This is a genomic window from Bacillus sp. DE0042 (genome assembly GCF_007680225.1).
Taxonomy (GTDB): Bacteria; Bacillota; Bacilli; order Bacillales; family Bacillaceae_G; genus Bacillus_A; species Bacillus_A wiedmannii.
Window position 1 is genome coordinate 16,411 of the sequence record NZ_VEJP01000010.1, and the last position, 15,689, is coordinate 32,099.

Sequence of the window (15,689 nt, forward strand, 5' to 3'; positions counted from 1 at the left end):
AAAGAAGAAGTAAAAGAAGAAGTAAAAGAACCAACAAAAGAAGTTGAAGAAGCGAAAGAAGAAGTAAAAGAACCAACGAAAGAAGTTGAAGAAACAAAAGAAGAAGTAAAAGAACCAACGAAAGAAGTTGAAGAAGTAAAAGAAGAAGTAAAAGAAGAAGTAAAAGAACCAACAAAAGAAGTTGAAGAAGCGAAAGAAGAAGTAAAAGAACCAACAAAAGAAGTTGAAGAAACAAAAGAAGAAGTGAAAGAACCGGTAAAAGAAGTTGAAGAAACAAAAGAAGAAGTGAAAGAACCGGTAAAAGAAGTTAAAGAAACAAAAGAAGAAGTGAAAGAGCCGGTAAAAGAAGTTGAAGAAACAAAAGAAGAAGTAAAAAAGCCAACGAAAGAAGTTGAAGAAGTAAAAGAATCAGCAACAGGATTGGATCAAGAGCCAAAAGAGAATAATCAATTTGTTGAAAAAGAGGGAAGAAAAGCAGACACATTAAATAAACAACATACTAATAAGTCAGAGGAAGGCAAGAAATCTTTACCATCAACAGGCGGTGAAGCTAGCACATCGACTTTACTTTCTGGAATAACACTTGTTCTTTCCACCCTAAGTATGTTCGTATTTAGAAAGAGATTATTTAAGAAATAAATAACGTTTAATCTTATTATTAGATATAACTAATTTTCGCTTTTTCGAGAGGACATTATCATGGCAGTTTCATTAGAAATATGCATATGATGATGTCTTTTTTTATGAGAGAAGGATATTGCTGGGCACTTCTAAGTGTATTAGAAATGGAAGAAAGCAGATTATTGGCGGGAGATAAAGGTTGATTTGTTCACGATATATACAAATTGTAGGAAGAAATAATATGAAATATTGCATTTTATATTGTTGTATCTAGATTTTATGTTAAATTCTTCAAGGGAATATATAAATAGGGGGCAATGATATGAACAAGAAATCAAAGATTAATAAAGTGATGCTTAGTATTAGTACAATGGCGTTATCGTTAGGAGCAATTCAAACGAATGTATCAGCAGAAGAAAAGGTACCATATAATGTATTGCATTCGAAACCAGTTGGAATAGAAAAACCAGTAGATGAAGTTGGGCAAATTTCGAAAGCAGAGGAAACATTATCGTTTCAAGAACGTTTAAAAGTAGGAGACTTTTCACAGCGACCAGCATCTATTATGAAGAGCTCAGAAGTAAAGCAAATGAAAGAAAGCTATTCAATGGCTGATTTAAACAAAATGAATAATCAAGAATTGGTTGAAACGCTAGGAAGTATTAAATGGAATCAAATTACAGACTTATTCCAGTTCAATGAAGATGCAAAGGCTTTTTATAAAGACAAAGGGAAAATGCAAGCGATTATAGATGAATTAGCTCACCGAGGTAGTACGTTTACGAAAGATGATTCAAAAGGAATTCAAACGTTTACGGAAGTGTTACGTTCAGCTTTTTATCTCGCATTTTACAATAATGAATTAAGCGATTTAAATGAGAGAAGCTTCCAGGATAAATGTTTACCTGCTTTAAAAGCAATTGCAACCAATCCAAACTTTAAGCTTGGTACATATGAGCAAGATGCAGTCGTATCTGCATACGGTAAATTAATTAGTAATGCTTCAAGTGATGTGGAAACGGTTCAATACGCATCGAATATTTTAAAACAATACAATGATAATTTTCATACGTATGTAGACGATCGTATGAAAGGACAAGCTGTATACGATATGATGCAAGGTATTGATTATGATATGCAATCTTATTTATTTGAAACTCGTAAAGAAGCAAAAGATACAATGTGGTACGGGAAAATAGATGGATTTATTAATGAAATAAATCGTATTGCTCTTTTAAATGAAGTAACACCAGAAAATAAGTGGCTCGTTAATAATGGAATTTATTTTGCTAGTCGTTTAGGGAAGTTTCATAGTAATCCAAATAAAGGTTTAGAGGTTGTTACACAAGCAATGCATATGTATCCGCGTTTAAGTGAGCCGTATTTTGTTGCAGTGGAACAAATTACAACGAATTATAACGGAAAAGATTATAGCGGTAATACGGTAGATTTAGAGACGATACGTAAAGAAGGAAAAGAACAGTACTTACCAAAAACGTATACATTCGACGATGGATCTATCGTATTTAAAACAGGAGATAAAGTATCAGAAGAAAAAATTAAGAGACTATACTGGGCTGCAAAGGAAGTAAAAGCACAGTATCATCGTGTAATTGGGAATGACAAAGCATTAGAGCCAGGTAATGCAGACGACGTATTAACGATAGTAATCTATAATACTCCAGACGAATATCAGTTAAACAGACAACTGTATGGATATGAAACAAACAACGGTGGCATTTATATAGAAGAAACAGGTACATTCTTTACATATGAGCGTACGCCAGAACAAAGTATTTATAGCTTAGAAGAGTTATTCCGTCATGAGTTTACTCATTATCTTCAAGGTAGATTTGAAGTGCCAGGTTTATTTGGAAGAGGAGATATGTATCAAAATGAGAGATTAACTTGGTTCCAAGAAGGAAATGCAGAATTTTTCGCAGGATCTACTCGTACAAATAATGTAGTACCGAGAAAGAGCATCATTAGTGGATTATCATCTGATCCTGCAAGCCGTTATACAGCAGAGCGCACATTATTTGCTAAATATGGTTCTTGGGATTTCTATAATTACTCGTTCGCATTGCAATCTTATTTATATACACATCAATTTGAAACATTTGATAAAATTCAAGATTTAATTCGTGCAAATGACGTGAAAAATTATGATGCCTATCGTGAGAATTTGAGTAAAGATTCTAAACTAAATAAAGAGTATCAAGAGTATATGCAACAGCTAATTGATAATCAAGATAAATATAATGTACCGGAAGTAGCAGATGATTATTTAGCTGAACATGCACCAAAATCGTTAACAGCAGTAGAGAAAGAAATTAGTGATACGTTGCCGATGAAAGAGGCAAAAATGACAAAACATAGCTCCCAATTCTTTAATACATTTACATTAGAAGGCACATTTACAGGTAGTGTAACAAAAGGTGAATCAGAAGACTGGAACGAAATGAGTAAACGAGTAAATGAAGCACTAGAACAACTGGCGCAAAAAGAATGGAGTGGCTACAAAACTGTTACAGCATACTTCGTCAATTATCGTGTGAATAGTTCAAATGAATTTGAATATGATGTAGTCTTCCACGGTATCGCAAAAGATGATGGAGAAAATAAAGCTCCAACGGTTAATATAAATGGACCTTATAATGGGCTTGTAAAAGAAGGAATTCAATTTAAAAGTGATGGCTCAAATGATGAAGATGGAAAAATTGTTTCTTATTTATGGGAATTTGGAGATGGCAGCACAAGTGCAGAAGTTAATCCAATACATGCATATGAAAGAGAAGGAATTTATAAAGTAGCGTTAAGAGTAAAAGATGATAAAGGTAAAGAGAGCAGAAACGAAACCACTGTTACGATTAAAGATGGAAGTTTAACAGAATTAGAACCAAATAATCGTCCAGAGGAAGCGAATCGTATTGGGCTAAACACTACTATAAAAGGTAGCCTTATCGGCGGAGATCACACCGATGTTTATACATTTAATGTAGCATCAACGAAAAATATCGATATTTCCGTTTTAAATGAGTATGGAATCGGGATGACATGGGTGCTTCACCATGAATCAGATATGCAAAATTATGCCGCTTACGGTCAAGCTAATGGAAATCATATAGAGGCAAAATTTAATGCAAAACCAGGTAAGTATTATTTGTATGTATATAAATATGATAATGGCGATGGAACGTACTCATTATCACTAAAATAAACGCTTTTCCAATGTATGTTTAACTTTACTTTTTGTGGAAAATAGTATATTATATAGATATATAATATATCGGTTATTTACTAGGAGGAGCCTGTCACAATAGGTTTCTCCTGTTCTTTTTTAGGGGCCTGTCTTACAGGCTTTTCTTTAAAGGGTAAATAACTGAAAATTAAGAACTATAATCTTTGAAAGAGGTGGGGCATACACATAACAAAAAAGGGATTGTTTAAGAAAGGGGGATAAGAAATGGCTTTGTTTGGTTATCCACTTGAAACAATTTATTTATACGGATTTATTATTGCTACTATACTCACTGTTATTTATATCTTTTTTGGAGATATATTTGAATCCATATTTAGTTTTGGAGGCGGATCGGTATCCGTTGTTACTTTATTACTTAGTTTTTTCGCCATGTTATGTGGACTTAGTTATATAGGAGAATATTTATTTTCCTTTAATAGCATTCTTATTTTTGGGGCTGCATTTGCTATATCCTTTATTGGTGTCTTCATAATGAAAATATTAATTTTAAAGCCGATTGCAGAAGCAGAACAAAACACTGTGCAGCGTATGGATGAATTCATTGGTTGTAAGGGAGAGGTTATTACGACTATTCCTACAGAAGGGTTTGGTGAAGTATTAATTTCCTCCCAATTTGGAAACAATGCAATCCTAGCTAAAACAGTTGGAAAGAAAGATATTTCACAAGGAACGGAAGTTATTATCGAGGGAGTCCAAGATGGTGTTTTACTTGTACAGAACATCGCTTATTCTTTAAAGAAACCAAAATTATAAGGGGGAATTTACATGACGATTCCATTAATTATCGGTGGAGTATTACTCGCAATTTTAATTCTACTCATTTTAGTATTCATTACAAAGTATCGAACAGTTGGACCAGATGAAGCATTAATTGTTACTGGAAACTGGCTTGGTGGCGGGAAAAATGTAGTTACCACTGATGATGGAAAGAAGATTAAGATTATTCGTGGTGGCGGTACTTTCGTAGTTCCGATTATGCAAAGAGCAGAGCCTTTAAGTCTATTAAACTACAAATTAGAAGTGGGAACACGTGATACGTATACGAAACAAGGTGTACCGATTACAGTAAATGGTGTTTCTATTATTAAAGTAGGATCTACCATTGAAGAAGTTTCTACAGCAGCTGAACAATATTTAGGAAAAGAAACAGAAGAGTTGAAAATAGAAGCAAAAGAAGTTTTAGAAGGTCATCTACGTGCTATTTTATCTTCTATGACAGTAGAAGATGCCTATAGTAATAGAGAGCAATTCGCTCAAAAGGTACATGAAGTAGCTTCTACAGATTTAAAGAAGATGGGACTTCGCATCGTTTCCTTTACAATTAAAGAAATCATGGATAAGAACGGTTACTTAGATGCACTTGGTCAGCCACAAATTGCGATGGTTAAGCGTGATGCAACAGTTGCAAATGCAGAGCGTGAAAAAGAGGCACGAATTGAAAAAGCTCGTGCTGAGAAAGAAGCGAAAGAAGCTGAGTATCAACGTGATGCACAAATCGCTGAAGCTGAAAAACATAAAGAGTTAAAAGTACAATCTTATAAGAGAGACCAAGAACAAGCTCGCGCAGATGCAGATCTTTCCTATGAATTACAACAAGCAAAAGCGCAACAAGGTGTTACAGAAGAGCAAATGCGCGTTAAAATCATTGAGCGTGAAAAGCAAATTGAATTAGAAGAAAAAGAGATTGCGCGTCGTGAAAAGCAATATGATGCAGAAGTAAAGAAAAAGGCAGATGCAGATCGCTATGCTGTTGAACAATCAGCAGAAGCGGAAAAAGTAAAACAAATGAAAAAAGCAGATGCAGATCAATATAAAATTGAAGCGGAAGCAAGAGCACGTGCAGAAGAAGTTCGTGTAGAAGGTTTAGCGAAGGCGGAAATCGAAAAAGCGCAAGGTCAAGCAAAAGCAGAAGTACAAAAAGCACAAGGTACAGCGGAAGCAGATGTTATCAGATTAAAAGGTTTAGCAGAAGCGGAAGCGAAACAAAAAATTGCAGAGGCATTTGAGTTATATGGCCAAGCGGCGATTATGGATATGGTTCTTAACATGCTTCCAAGTTATGCGAAGGAAGTTGCAAGCCCACTTAGCAACATTGATAAAATTACAGTTGTCGATACAGGTGGCGGTGGTAAAAATAGCGGTGCCGGAAAAGTTGCAGGTTATGCGACTGATTTAATGGCAACGATGCAAGAAACATTAAAAGCTTCTTCTGGCATTGATTTAAAAGAGTTATTAGAAGGATTTGCTGGAAAAGGAGCAGTACAACAATTATCAAACGATAAACCTGTTGTATCTGTAGTAGAAGATGCGAAAAAAGAAGTAGAAAAAGATAAAGAATAGTAAAGCGGGAGGAACCTCTAGTAAGTGAGATACTAGAGGTTCTTCAGTGAATTATAATATTTCGAATAATATACATTTTTATATATTGTTTTAATTATTTAATTTATATAGAATGAAAAAGGTATGTATCAACTCTTCAATAGAGAAAGAGATAGAGAGTCGCATTGATACATTTGAATCGTATGATTTATATAAAGAAATTAAATGTAAAACAATTACATTTAAAACGGTATGGAGGAGTAGAAATATGTTTCAAGGGAAATTAAGGAGTAGTAGTTTAAAAGCAAAGTTACTTGTATCATTTGTTATGATTTTAATTCTTCCAAGTATTGTAATTGGTTGGACGTCTTATCAGCAGGCCAAGACGAATTTTAATGAAACGATTGTAAACTCGGCGAAAGATAATATAAAAATTTTGGATAATGTAATTAACAAGGAATTGGATAGTAAAAAAGTAGATGCAACTTATTTTACGAAATTATTCACACACTCAAGTTACCAAGCAGACCAAATTCAAAACATCCAAAATAAACTAGAAGAATACAACAAATTACATCCAGAAATGGAAGCAATCTATACAGGATCTAGTAATGGACAGTTTATTCAATCACCAGCTATTCAGATGCCAGACGGATATAATCCTACAGAAAGAGATTGGTATAAAGAGGCAGTGAAGAAAAGCGGAGAGGTAATTGTAACTGCTCCATATAAGTCACAAACGACAGGGAATATTGTTATTACACTAGCGAAACAAAATGAGGATAAAAGTGGCGTTCTTGGGATTGACTTAATAATTAATGATATTGTTACTACTTCCAAGATGGTTAATATCGGTAAGGAAGGGTATGTAGCAATATTTGATCAAGATAAAAATGTAGTAGCACACCCGAAAATGAAGCCGGGAGAGAAATTAGAAGAGAAACTTAGTAAGGAATTTTATAAACAGGAATCTGGTGATTTTCATTATTCATTAGAGGGTGAAGACCGTAATATTACTTTTAAAACGAATAAGAAAACTGGATGGAAAATAGCAGGAATTATGCCTTCAAAAGAAATTATTGAAGCAGCTGAACCTATTTTCTATAAAACGATAACTGTTATTGGTATTTCATTAATAATTGGCGGGATTTTAATTTACTTCATAATTGCTTCTATTATTAATCCGTTAAAACAACTTGTTATATCATCGAAAAAGATTAGTGAAGGCGATTTAACAGAATCTATTGCAGTTCATTCTAAAGATGAAATTGGACAGCTAGGAGAAAGCTTTAACGAGATGGCAGCATCATTACAGAATGTCATTTCCAATATAAATACTTCAGCAGGTCATGTAGCGGCATCTTCAGAAGAATTAACAGCTAGTATGAAGCAGACGAGTGAAGCAACGGAACAAATTACACAAGCGATAGAGCAAGTGTCGAGTGGAGCGGAAATACAAACGAAAGAAGTCGAAGAAGGCGCGACATTATTAGAAGAAGTTACAGAAGGAATTCAACGTGTGGCAGACAGTTCTTCATTAGTATCCACAGCATCTATGTATACGAAGAAAAAGGCTGAAGATGGTGGGAAGTTAGTTGAACAAACGGTGAATCAAATGCAATTAATCCATGAGTCTGTTTCACAATCAGATAAAGTGATTGTGTTGTTAGATGATAAATCGAAGCAAATTGGAGCAATCCTTGAGGTAATTCAACATATTGCAGAGCAGACAAATTTATTAGCATTAAATGCTGCAATTGAGGCTGCGAGAGCTGGAGAACAAGGAAGAGGATTTGCAATTGTAGCAGATGAAGTGCGAAAGTTAGCAGAACAATCAGGACAGTCTTCTACGGAAATTGGAAAGCTAGTAAAAGAGATACAATTTGACATAAAAGAAACAGTAAGCTCTATGAAGCAAGTTGGGACAGAAGTACAATCAGGACTTGTAGTTGCAAATGAAACGAAGCAAAGCTTTGTTGAAATATTGAAGTCTACAGATGATACAGTTGTACAAATTGATAGTATGGTAGAAGTAGCGAAACAAATGACAGTAGATGCAAAACAAGTCAGTGCATCTATTAATGAAATTGCAGCTACGATTGAAGAAAATGCAGCAAGCGTTCAAAATATTGCTGGTTCTTCAGAAGAACAATTAGCTTCAGTAGATGAAATCAATGCAGCAGCAGTTCATTTATCGCAAATGGCAGAAGAATTACAAGAGATGATTGGGAAATTTAAAGTGTAATAAAAAAGAAACGAGGTAGTAATTGTACCTCGTTTCTTTTTTTATCCCGCTATTTGTGGGTTGATTAAAGTTTCAGTTTATGAAGATAAAAATAAAGAAATATAGAGTAACCGTGTTATGATTAGGTAAAATTATAAAAGACTGTATTTTCGTTAAATTCTATCTTTAATTATGTTAGGGGAATGGTTTTGAGGCTTAAAAAATTAAAACTACAACCGAGAATTACATTAACAATTAGTACACTTATTCTAGTTGTACTTCTGTTAACGAGTTATTTATTTTATTATATATTGTCTGAAACGGTAGAAGAGCAAATTGGTAAACGGGCTTTGCATGTTGCAAAAACAGTTGCTGCTATACCTGAAATAACGGAAGCTTTTCAAAAAGAAAATCCAGCTTCTATTATTCAGCCAATTGCAGAAAAAATTCGAATTGATACAGATGCTGATTTTATTGTAGTTGGAAACAAAGAGGGGATTCGATATGCACATCCTAAGCGAGATAAAATAGGAGAAGCAATGGTTGGTGGAGATAATAAAGGAGTTCTATTAGAAGGAAAATCTTATATTTCGAAAGCAACTGGATCATTAGGTCCTTCATTACGCGGCAAAGTTCCAATCCGTAATCAGGAAAATGAAATTATAGGCGTGGTGTCTGTTGGATTTTCAATGAATGATATTCATGGAGCGGTAGAAGTATATGGAAAGCGTGTATTTTGGATTACAGTAATAGGTCTTTTAATCGGGATAATTGGTTCTATATATTTAGCCGGAAGTATAAAAAGAATGATGTTTGGGATGGAGCCAGAAGAAATTTCATCTTTATATGAAGAGCATAGTACAGTGATTCAATCTGTACGTGAAGGGATTATTGTCATTGATCACAATGGCATGATTAGTTTAGTCAATCAAGCGGCTTATGATATTCTTTCGTTAGATGAACAGCGTAATATTATTGGAGAATTTATTTTAAATGTAATTCCTAATTCAACGATACTAGATGTACTTCAAACTGGTGAAGAACAGTTTGATCGTCAATTAAATATAAAAGGGCAGGCTGTTATTGCGAACCGTCTACCTATTAAAGTGAAAAATAAAGTAACTGGCGTTGTATCGAGCTTACGTTTGAAATCTGAAATGGATCAGTTAACAGCAGAGTTATCTCAGACGAAGCAATATACAGAGGCATTACGAGCGCAAACGCATGAATATAACAATTTGTTGTATACGCTTTCAGGTCTTATCCAGTTAGAATCATATGAAGATGCTTTAGAGCTTATTCATAAGGAAACAGCGGTATATCAAGATTTTGTTCAATTTATTATGAAGCGAATTCAAAATCCATGGTTAGGTGGAATTTTAATTGGATTCTATAATAGAGCGCGAGAGTTAAAGATTGATTTTATGCTAGATCGAGAAAGTAGCTTAGATAAATTAAGCCCGCATATTGAGAGTAATTACGTCGTTTCTATTTTAGGAAATTTAATTACGAATGCATTTGAAGCAATTGAAAGAAATGAAGAGAATGATAAGAAGGTAAGGATGTTTGTAACTGATATTGGAGAAGAGATAGTAATTGAAGTGGAAGATTCAGGACAAGGGATTCATGATGAAGTCATTACTAGCATATTTTATAAAGGCTTCTCTACGAAAGAAGGCGGGAAACGAGGATATGGATTAGCAAAAGTGAAAGAGTTAGTAGAAGATTTAAATGGAAGTATTGCAATCGAAAGAGGGGATTTAGGTGGTGCATTATTTATTATTGCATTACCAAAAGAGAGAGGCGAATTGTAATGGGTGAGGAGATTGAAGTATTGATTGTAGAAGATGATATTCGAATTGCGGACATTCATCGTCGTTTTACTGAAAAGATTGAGGGATTTAAAGTAATTGGAACAGCAACGACTGGAGAACAAGCGAAAGAATGGCTAGAGTTTGTGAAGCCACAACTCGTTTTATTAGACGTGTACTTACCTGATATGCAAGGAACGGAACTTGTCACATATATTAGGCATAATTTGCATGATACAGATATTATTATGATTACAGCTGCATCGGAAACAGATGTGGTGAGGCACGCTCTACGAGGCGGAGTAACAGATTATATCGTAAAGCCACTTATGTTTGATCGATTTAGGGCGAGTTTGGAAAGTTACCAAAAAAAGATTGTGCAGTTAAAGAAAACTAATCAATTATCTATAGAGCAAATTGAACATTTATGGTCTCAAAGAGGCGTAAAGGGAAATGAAATAGAATATGCCCCGAAAGGGATAGATCCTTTAACTTTAGCAAAAATAAAAAAGCATATGTTAACAGTTGATGAAGAAGGTATTACGGCAGAAGTGTTAAGCTCAATGGTTGGGGTAAGCCGATCAACAGCGAGGCGCTATTTAGAGTATTTAATATCTGGAAAGAAAGTTCATGCGGAGCTTATATATGGGAGTGTAGGGAGACCAGAAAGAAGGTATTTTCTTGTTTCTTCATAACAAAAAAACAGTAGAGAATTACATTTCTTCTACTGTTTTTTACGTCTTATATTGGAATAATTCCGATTACAATTCCCGCAATTAACATCACCATTGTCGTTCCAACAGCCCAAAGTAACGTAAAGCGTTGATGTTCACCAAAATCAACTTTGGCCATTCCGACTAATAAATAAGTGGAAGCGACAAGAGGACTTAGTAAGTGAACAGGTTGCCCGAGTAATGAAGCGCGTCCCATTTCAGCTGCACTAATTCCGTAAGCAGCCGCAGCTTTCGTTAAAATAGGTAGTACCCCGAAGTAAAATGCATCATTGGACATGAAAAATGTGAACGGCATACTAAGAAGAGCTGTAATAATCGGTAGTTGTGGCCCAAGAGCGTCAGGTATAAGAGTAACTACACTTTGAGCCATTGCATCTACCATTTTTGTTCCTGATAAAATACCAGTGAAAATTCCAGCGGCAAATACGAGAGAAACAACCGCTAATACGTTTCCTGCGTGAGAAGCAATACGTTCTTTCTGTTGTTCTAAGTTCGGATAGTTAAGCATAACAGCAATAGCGAAAGCGATTGTAAATAAAACAGGTAACGGCATAATTTCTAGTATGAGACAAACAAGTAAGGTAACAGTTAATAAAAAGTTAATCCATAGAAGTTTAGGGCGTTTATGAACGGCAGCTTCTACTGTTGCAGCTTGCTCATCCATCGTTTGCATTTGTTTTAAATATTGTACATCCATAATTCCTAATCGTTTTCTTTCCTTTTTTCCAAGATAGTAAGCAACGAAAACGACCCAAATTGCACCAGCAATCATTCCTGGTATAAGTGGTGTAAAGAGCTCTGATGCGTCTAGTCCAAGAGCACTCATAACCCGAGCTGTCGGTCCGCCCCATGGTGTAAGATTTGTCACTCCTGCTCCTAACATAACAACCCCAGCTAATATAAGTGGATTCATTCCAAGGCGTTTATATAATGGGTACATTGCGGAAACCGTAATCATATACGTTGTTGTTCCATCCCCATCTAATGAAACGATAATAGTAAGAATCGCTGTACCAACAACAATTTTTAAAGGATCTCCTTTTACAAATTTTAAAATCCTACTAATGACAGGATCGAATAAACCGCTATCAATCATAATTCCAAAATACAAAATAGCAAACATAAGCATAATACCAGTAGGTGCTAGTTTTTGAATTCCTTCTAACATCATAGGTCCCATATTTGCATAAAAACCACCAATTAATGCGAAAGTAATTGGAATTAATATTAATGCTACTAGTGCCGACATACGTTTCGTCATAATTAAAAACATAAAGACAAATACCATCGCAAATCCAAGTAGTGCTAACATGTAATCTCCCCCTCAAAAATGATTGCGCTTTCAAAATGTAATGAAAATTCAGAAAAAAGTGTTTTTTATTTATCATAAAAGCATTCATTCAAATGGTAAATAATTTGAAAAATAACATCATTAGAAGCATAATTTTTATTTTGGTCATTTTGTTCACGGTAGTTAATTTGAATTTTTAAAAAGTAAGCTGCTCTCCGTAAGAATGGTAGAATAAGATGAAAATATTGAAGTGTGAAATAGGGAGTAGATTTTATATGAAAACGAGAATTGAAGAGATTTATAGTTCTTATGAAGGAAAAGTAGAAGAGATTTTTGTTAATGAATCTTCTTACGTATATGAGTGGGAAAATTTAATGATGATCCGAAAAAATAACGGTGAGCTTGAAAAAGTTGCGGTCGGTATTAGTGGAAATATAAGATTAGTAAATGTAGTTGTTGGGCAACAAATTAATACAGATATATTATTAGTTAAGTTAGAAGATGATTTATTAATTACAGGTTGTGAATGATGAGAGATGTGTAGAAATGACTGCACATCTTTTTTGTTCCATATATTACAAAAAGTACATTGTTTTTTCACAAATCTCACACAAGTTTTTGATATTCTCTTTGTGGAAGATGCGGTTAGGGAGGAAATAAAATGAGAACAAAGTATGTGATGTTTGCTATATGCTTATTCTTTGTCTTTACAATAGTAGGATGTGGTAAGAAACAAGCAGAGGCTGTAGCAATTGATGAGAAACATGATAAGTGTGATATTTGCCAAATTGGGGTAATGGATAATCAATTTGCAACAGAAGTCATTTTAGAAAATGGAAAAGCGTTAAAGTTTGATGATATCGGTTGTATGTATAAATGGATGGAGATTAATCCAGGTGAAAAGACGAAAGAAAAATTTGTTCGAGATTATGATTCGAAAGAGTGGATTTCATTAGAAGATGCGACTTACGTATATGATAAAACAATAACGACACCGATGGCCTATAATGTCATTTCATTTGAAAATAAAAAGGATGCAGAAAGCTTTGTGTCTAACTATAAAGGGAAAGTTCTTTCATATAAAGAGCTAGCAGAGCATAAATGGGAAATGAATAAAGAAATGATGGGGAACCCGAAAAAAGGAAATCACGGTGGACATCATTAATAATAGAAAAGGACAACTATATAGTTGTCTTTTTTTATTATTACTCAGGTGCAAATATAGAAAAGGTGTAAAATTTTTAGAAGAACGGTTACAATGGAATATAGTAACCTAAAGCAATCATTTATGTACTTTTTAGAAATGTATACAAATGCGGTAAAATCGTGCTAAACTAATTGCTTCATAATGTTAATGATGAGGCCATCAGGCACATCATTCCAATAGGTTGAGAAACATAGTATAGGTTTTAAGATAATCCGATTAAAGAAGGAATATAAAGGGCTTATGGATAAATGTACTCAAGAAGAGTTATTGTATGTGATGGAGGAATGGTTAAGAAAACATTATCTTTCATAGGAGCTGTAGTTGTGAGAAAACAAAAAATTTTATTATGTATGTTATTAGGACTTTTAATGACGGTAGTGGCTTGCGATAAGCAAGAGGAGCCAGAATCGAAACCGGTTCATGTGAAAAACGAAAAGAAAAAAGAAAAGCATAAAGAACAGGAAGAACCTAAAGAAGAAAAAAGTATAAATTTAATGGACAAACAGTTGCTACTTTCTGCGACTCTTGGCGACACGGAAACAGCTATGAAGCTGATTCAAGATGGAGCCAATATAAACGTAGAAGGTGACAACGGAGAAACTCCTATCCTTGCAGCAACGTATCAAAATCATGTAGAGACAGTTAAAGCATTAATTGGTGCAGGTGCTAATATTGAAAGTAAAGATGAGAAACAAAGTAATCCATTTCTTTATGCAAGTAGAGAAGGATATACAGACATTGTAAAGCTACTAATTAATGCAGGGGTTAATACGAAAGAAATTACTAAATCAGGTGGAACAGCACTCATTTCTGCATCTGAACGTGGCCATATAGAGGTTGTAAAAGAATTGTTAGAGCATACAGATATTGATGTGAATTATAGAAATGCTCGTGGTGGAACGGCTTTAGTAGAAGCAATCGTATTAGGAAATGGTAGTGAAAATCATAAGAAAGTAATTCAAATGCTTATTGACCACGGGGCAGATGTAAATATGGCCAATAAGGAAAATATTACGCCACTGCAATATGCTGAAAAAAGAGGTTTTAAAGATATTGCAAATATGTTGAGGTTAGCTGGAGCGAATGAAGTCGTACAGCCACAACCACAACCAGTGGAATAACAAGATAAAGAAATAAAAAGTACGAAATAATCTCATTTAGATAGACAGAATGAAGAAGTCATTTAGTATGATGGATTCAGTAATGTGTATTTGAATGGGATTTTTGTTTTGTGCATGAAAAATAGATTATGAATGGTATATGGAGTAACTAAGGAGGATATAAATGAGGCTTTCAGAACTTGATTTAATAGCAATTCAGGTAGAGGTTTTATTTGTTCATAATCAAGTAGGAAAAATGAAATATGTAAATGAACAAGGGAATCCGAAAGCACCACGCTTTTTTCTTGGCAGAACTCGTGAAGGGAGTATAACGAGATATCATTGTGATCTGGATGATGGAACGGTAGGTAAGATTGAGAAATTAATTCGAGAACCTTCAAATCATATAGAGATAGCAAAGATCATTGATGTATTAAATGAAGAAAGAACAGTGAAAAATATTTGGATGGGCCCTGCTTTCATGTTCTCGAATAATTTACATAAGCCGACTAGAGCAATACAGATAACAGAGAAGAATAAAGGGCTTTTGCGAGAAAATTTTCCTAATCTAATAGAACAGATGGAATGGAGGCAACCTTACTTTGCAATTGTAAAAAATGAAAAGGTAGTTTCTATATGTTGCAGTGCTAGGAGTACGCCTCTAGCTGCTGAGGCGAGTGTGGAAACTTTAGCGGAGTTTCAAGGGAATGGATATGGTACTGATGTTGTTACAGCATGGGCGATATCAATACAAGAAGAAAAACGCATTCCACTTTATAGTACTTCTTGGGATAATTATGCTTCACAAGCAGTTGCGAGAAAACTAAAACTGATTAACTATGGAATGAATTTGCATATCACTTAAATTTTGAAAATAGTTGTTTGCTGTTGGGGTTCATTCGTATATTTAGATTATTGTTAAAAAATATGGTGAATATTAACATTCGATTAACATCTAATTAACAATCTATCAAAACTGACTTAATAAATGCGTAATATAGTAAAGGTAACAGAATAACTAGGGTAGAGAACATTTGAGAACACCCGCTTACATATAACGTGCCACTTTCTTAGGTTTGCTCTATTTCCTAGAGTTCAAATAAGGAGAAAGGTGTTCTAT

At 34.3% G+C, this 15,689-nt stretch carries 12 protein-coding genes and 1 pseudogene; 12 read left to right on the plus strand and 1 reads right to left on the minus strand.

Going from position 1 to position 15,689, the window contains the following annotated elements:
• The 8 genes and pseudogenes from FS802_RS26885 to FS802_RS26915 form a co-directional block, all read left to right on the plus strand.
• Nucleotides 1-639 (plus strand): LPXTG cell wall anchor domain-containing protein (locus FS802_RS26885; protein ID WP_144525641.1); only part of this gene is annotated, 639 nt, incomplete at its 5' end.
• 304 nt (nt 640-943) lie between these two features.
• Nucleotides 944-3,841 carry a collagenase ColA gene (gene colA / locus FS802_RS26890; protein ID WP_098707814.1) on the plus strand — a complete coding sequence of 966 codons (2,898 nt, stop codon included), beginning with the start codon at nt 944-946 and terminating at the stop codon, nt 3,839-3,841.
• A gap of 246 nt (nt 3,842-4,087) precedes the next feature.
• A complete protein-coding gene (locus FS802_RS26895) occupies nt 4,088-4,636 on the plus strand; it encodes an NfeD family protein (protein ID WP_001173143.1) in 549 nt (182 codons plus the stop codon).
• A 12-nt stretch (nt 4,637-4,648) separates the two neighbouring features.
• Nucleotides 4,649-6,223 (plus strand): flotillin lipid rafts scaffold protein FloT, encoded by a 1,575-nt coding sequence (locus tag FS802_RS26900; RefSeq protein ID WP_000154996.1) that lies wholly within the window; start codon nt 4,649-4,651, stop codon nt 6,221-6,223.
• A 307-nt stretch (nt 6,224-6,530) separates the two neighbouring features.
• A pseudogene (locus tag FS802_RS32115) lies at nt 6,531-7,505 on the plus strand (HAMP domain-containing protein); the annotation flags it as partial.
• A gap of 81 nt (nt 7,506-7,586) precedes the next feature.
• Nucleotides 7,587-8,447, plus strand: a complete 861-nt coding sequence (locus FS802_RS32120; protein ID WP_438285633.1) for a methyl-accepting chemotaxis protein — start codon at nt 7,587-7,589, stop codon at nt 8,445-8,447.
• A gap of 182 nt (nt 8,448-8,629) precedes the next feature.
• The gene (locus tag FS802_RS26910) at nt 8,630-10,240 is read left to right on the plus strand and encodes an ATP-binding protein (protein WP_098116319.1); all 1,611 of its coding nucleotides are present in this window, start codon (nt 8,630-8,632) and stop codon (nt 10,238-10,240) included.
• Nucleotides 10,240-10,932, plus strand: a complete 693-nt coding sequence (locus FS802_RS26915) for a response regulator (protein WP_000503457.1) — start codon at nt 10,240-10,242, stop codon at nt 10,930-10,932. The genes FS802_RS26910 and FS802_RS26915 overlap by 1 nt, the downstream gene beginning before the upstream one ends.
• A 46-nt stretch (nt 10,933-10,978) precedes the next feature.
• Here FS802_RS26915 and FS802_RS26920 read toward each other — a convergent pair whose 3' ends face one another.
• Nucleotides 10,979-12,283 (minus strand): CitMHS family transporter, encoded by a 1,305-nt coding sequence (locus tag FS802_RS26920; RefSeq protein ID WP_144525606.1) that lies wholly within the window; start codon nt 12,281-12,283, stop codon nt 10,979-10,981.
• A 254-nt stretch (nt 12,284-12,537) separates the two neighbouring features.
• Here FS802_RS26920 and FS802_RS26925 point away from each other — a divergent pair, with 254 nt between their 5' ends.
• The 4 genes from FS802_RS26925 to FS802_RS26940 all read left to right on the plus strand — a co-directional run bounded on the left by FS802_RS26925 (nt 12,538) and on the right by FS802_RS26940 (nt 15,434).
• On the plus strand, nt 12,538-12,792 hold the full coding sequence (locus tag FS802_RS26925) for a hypothetical protein (protein WP_000857382.1): 255 nt from the start codon (nt 12,538-12,540) through the stop codon (nt 12,790-12,792).
• A 131-nt stretch (nt 12,793-12,923) separates the two neighbouring features.
• Entirely contained in the window at nt 12,924-13,427 is a 504-nt protein-coding gene (locus tag FS802_RS26930; RefSeq protein ID WP_076542276.1) for a nitrous oxide reductase accessory protein NosL, read from the plus strand.
• 290 nt (nt 13,428-13,717) lie between these two features.
• Nucleotides 13,718-14,590 carry an ankyrin repeat domain-containing protein gene (locus FS802_RS26935; RefSeq protein ID WP_000287346.1) on the plus strand — a complete coding sequence of 291 codons (873 nt, stop codon included), beginning with the start codon at nt 13,718-13,720 and terminating at the stop codon, nt 14,588-14,590.
• A gap of 163 nt (nt 14,591-14,753) precedes the next feature.
• A complete protein-coding gene (locus tag FS802_RS26940) occupies nt 14,754-15,434 on the plus strand; it encodes a GNAT family N-acetyltransferase (RefSeq protein ID WP_001239733.1) in 681 nt (226 codons plus the stop codon).
• Nucleotides 15,435-15,689: the final 255 nt, after the last annotated feature.

Excerpts from the sequence above, each read along its gene's own strand:
- colA (WP_098707814.1), top strand. The coding sequence starts at position 944 with ATGAACAAGAAATCAAAGATTAATAAAGTGATGCTTAGTATTAGTACA.
- FS802_RS26895 (WP_001173143.1), top strand. The coding sequence starts at position 4,088 with ATGGCTTTGTTTGGTTATCCACTTGAAACAATTTATTTATACGGATTT.
- FS802_RS26900 (WP_000154996.1), top strand. The coding sequence starts at position 4,649 with ATGACGATTCCATTAATTATCGGTGGAGTATTACTCGCAATTTTAATT.
- FS802_RS32120 (WP_438285633.1), top strand. The coding sequence starts at position 7,587 with ATGAAGCAGACGAGTGAAGCAACGGAACAAATTACACAAGCGATAGAG.
- FS802_RS26910 (WP_098116319.1), top strand. The coding sequence starts at position 8,630 with ATGGTTTTGAGGCTTAAAAAATTAAAACTACAACCGAGAATTACATTA.
- FS802_RS26915 (WP_000503457.1), top strand. The coding sequence starts at position 10,240 with ATGGGTGAGGAGATTGAAGTATTGATTGTAGAAGATGATATTCGAATT.
- FS802_RS26920 (WP_144525606.1), bottom strand. The coding sequence starts at position 12,283 with ATGTTAGCACTACTTGGATTTGCGATGGTATTTGTCTTTATGTTTTTA.
- FS802_RS26925 (WP_000857382.1), top strand. The coding sequence starts at position 12,538 with ATGAAAACGAGAATTGAAGAGATTTATAGTTCTTATGAAGGAAAAGTA.
- FS802_RS26930 (WP_076542276.1), top strand. The coding sequence starts at position 12,924 with ATGAGAACAAAGTATGTGATGTTTGCTATATGCTTATTCTTTGTCTTT.
- FS802_RS26935 (WP_000287346.1), top strand. The coding sequence starts at position 13,718 with ATGTACTCAAGAAGAGTTATTGTATGTGATGGAGGAATGGTTAAGAAA.
- FS802_RS26940 (WP_001239733.1), top strand. The coding sequence starts at position 14,754 with ATGAGGCTTTCAGAACTTGATTTAATAGCAATTCAGGTAGAGGTTTTA.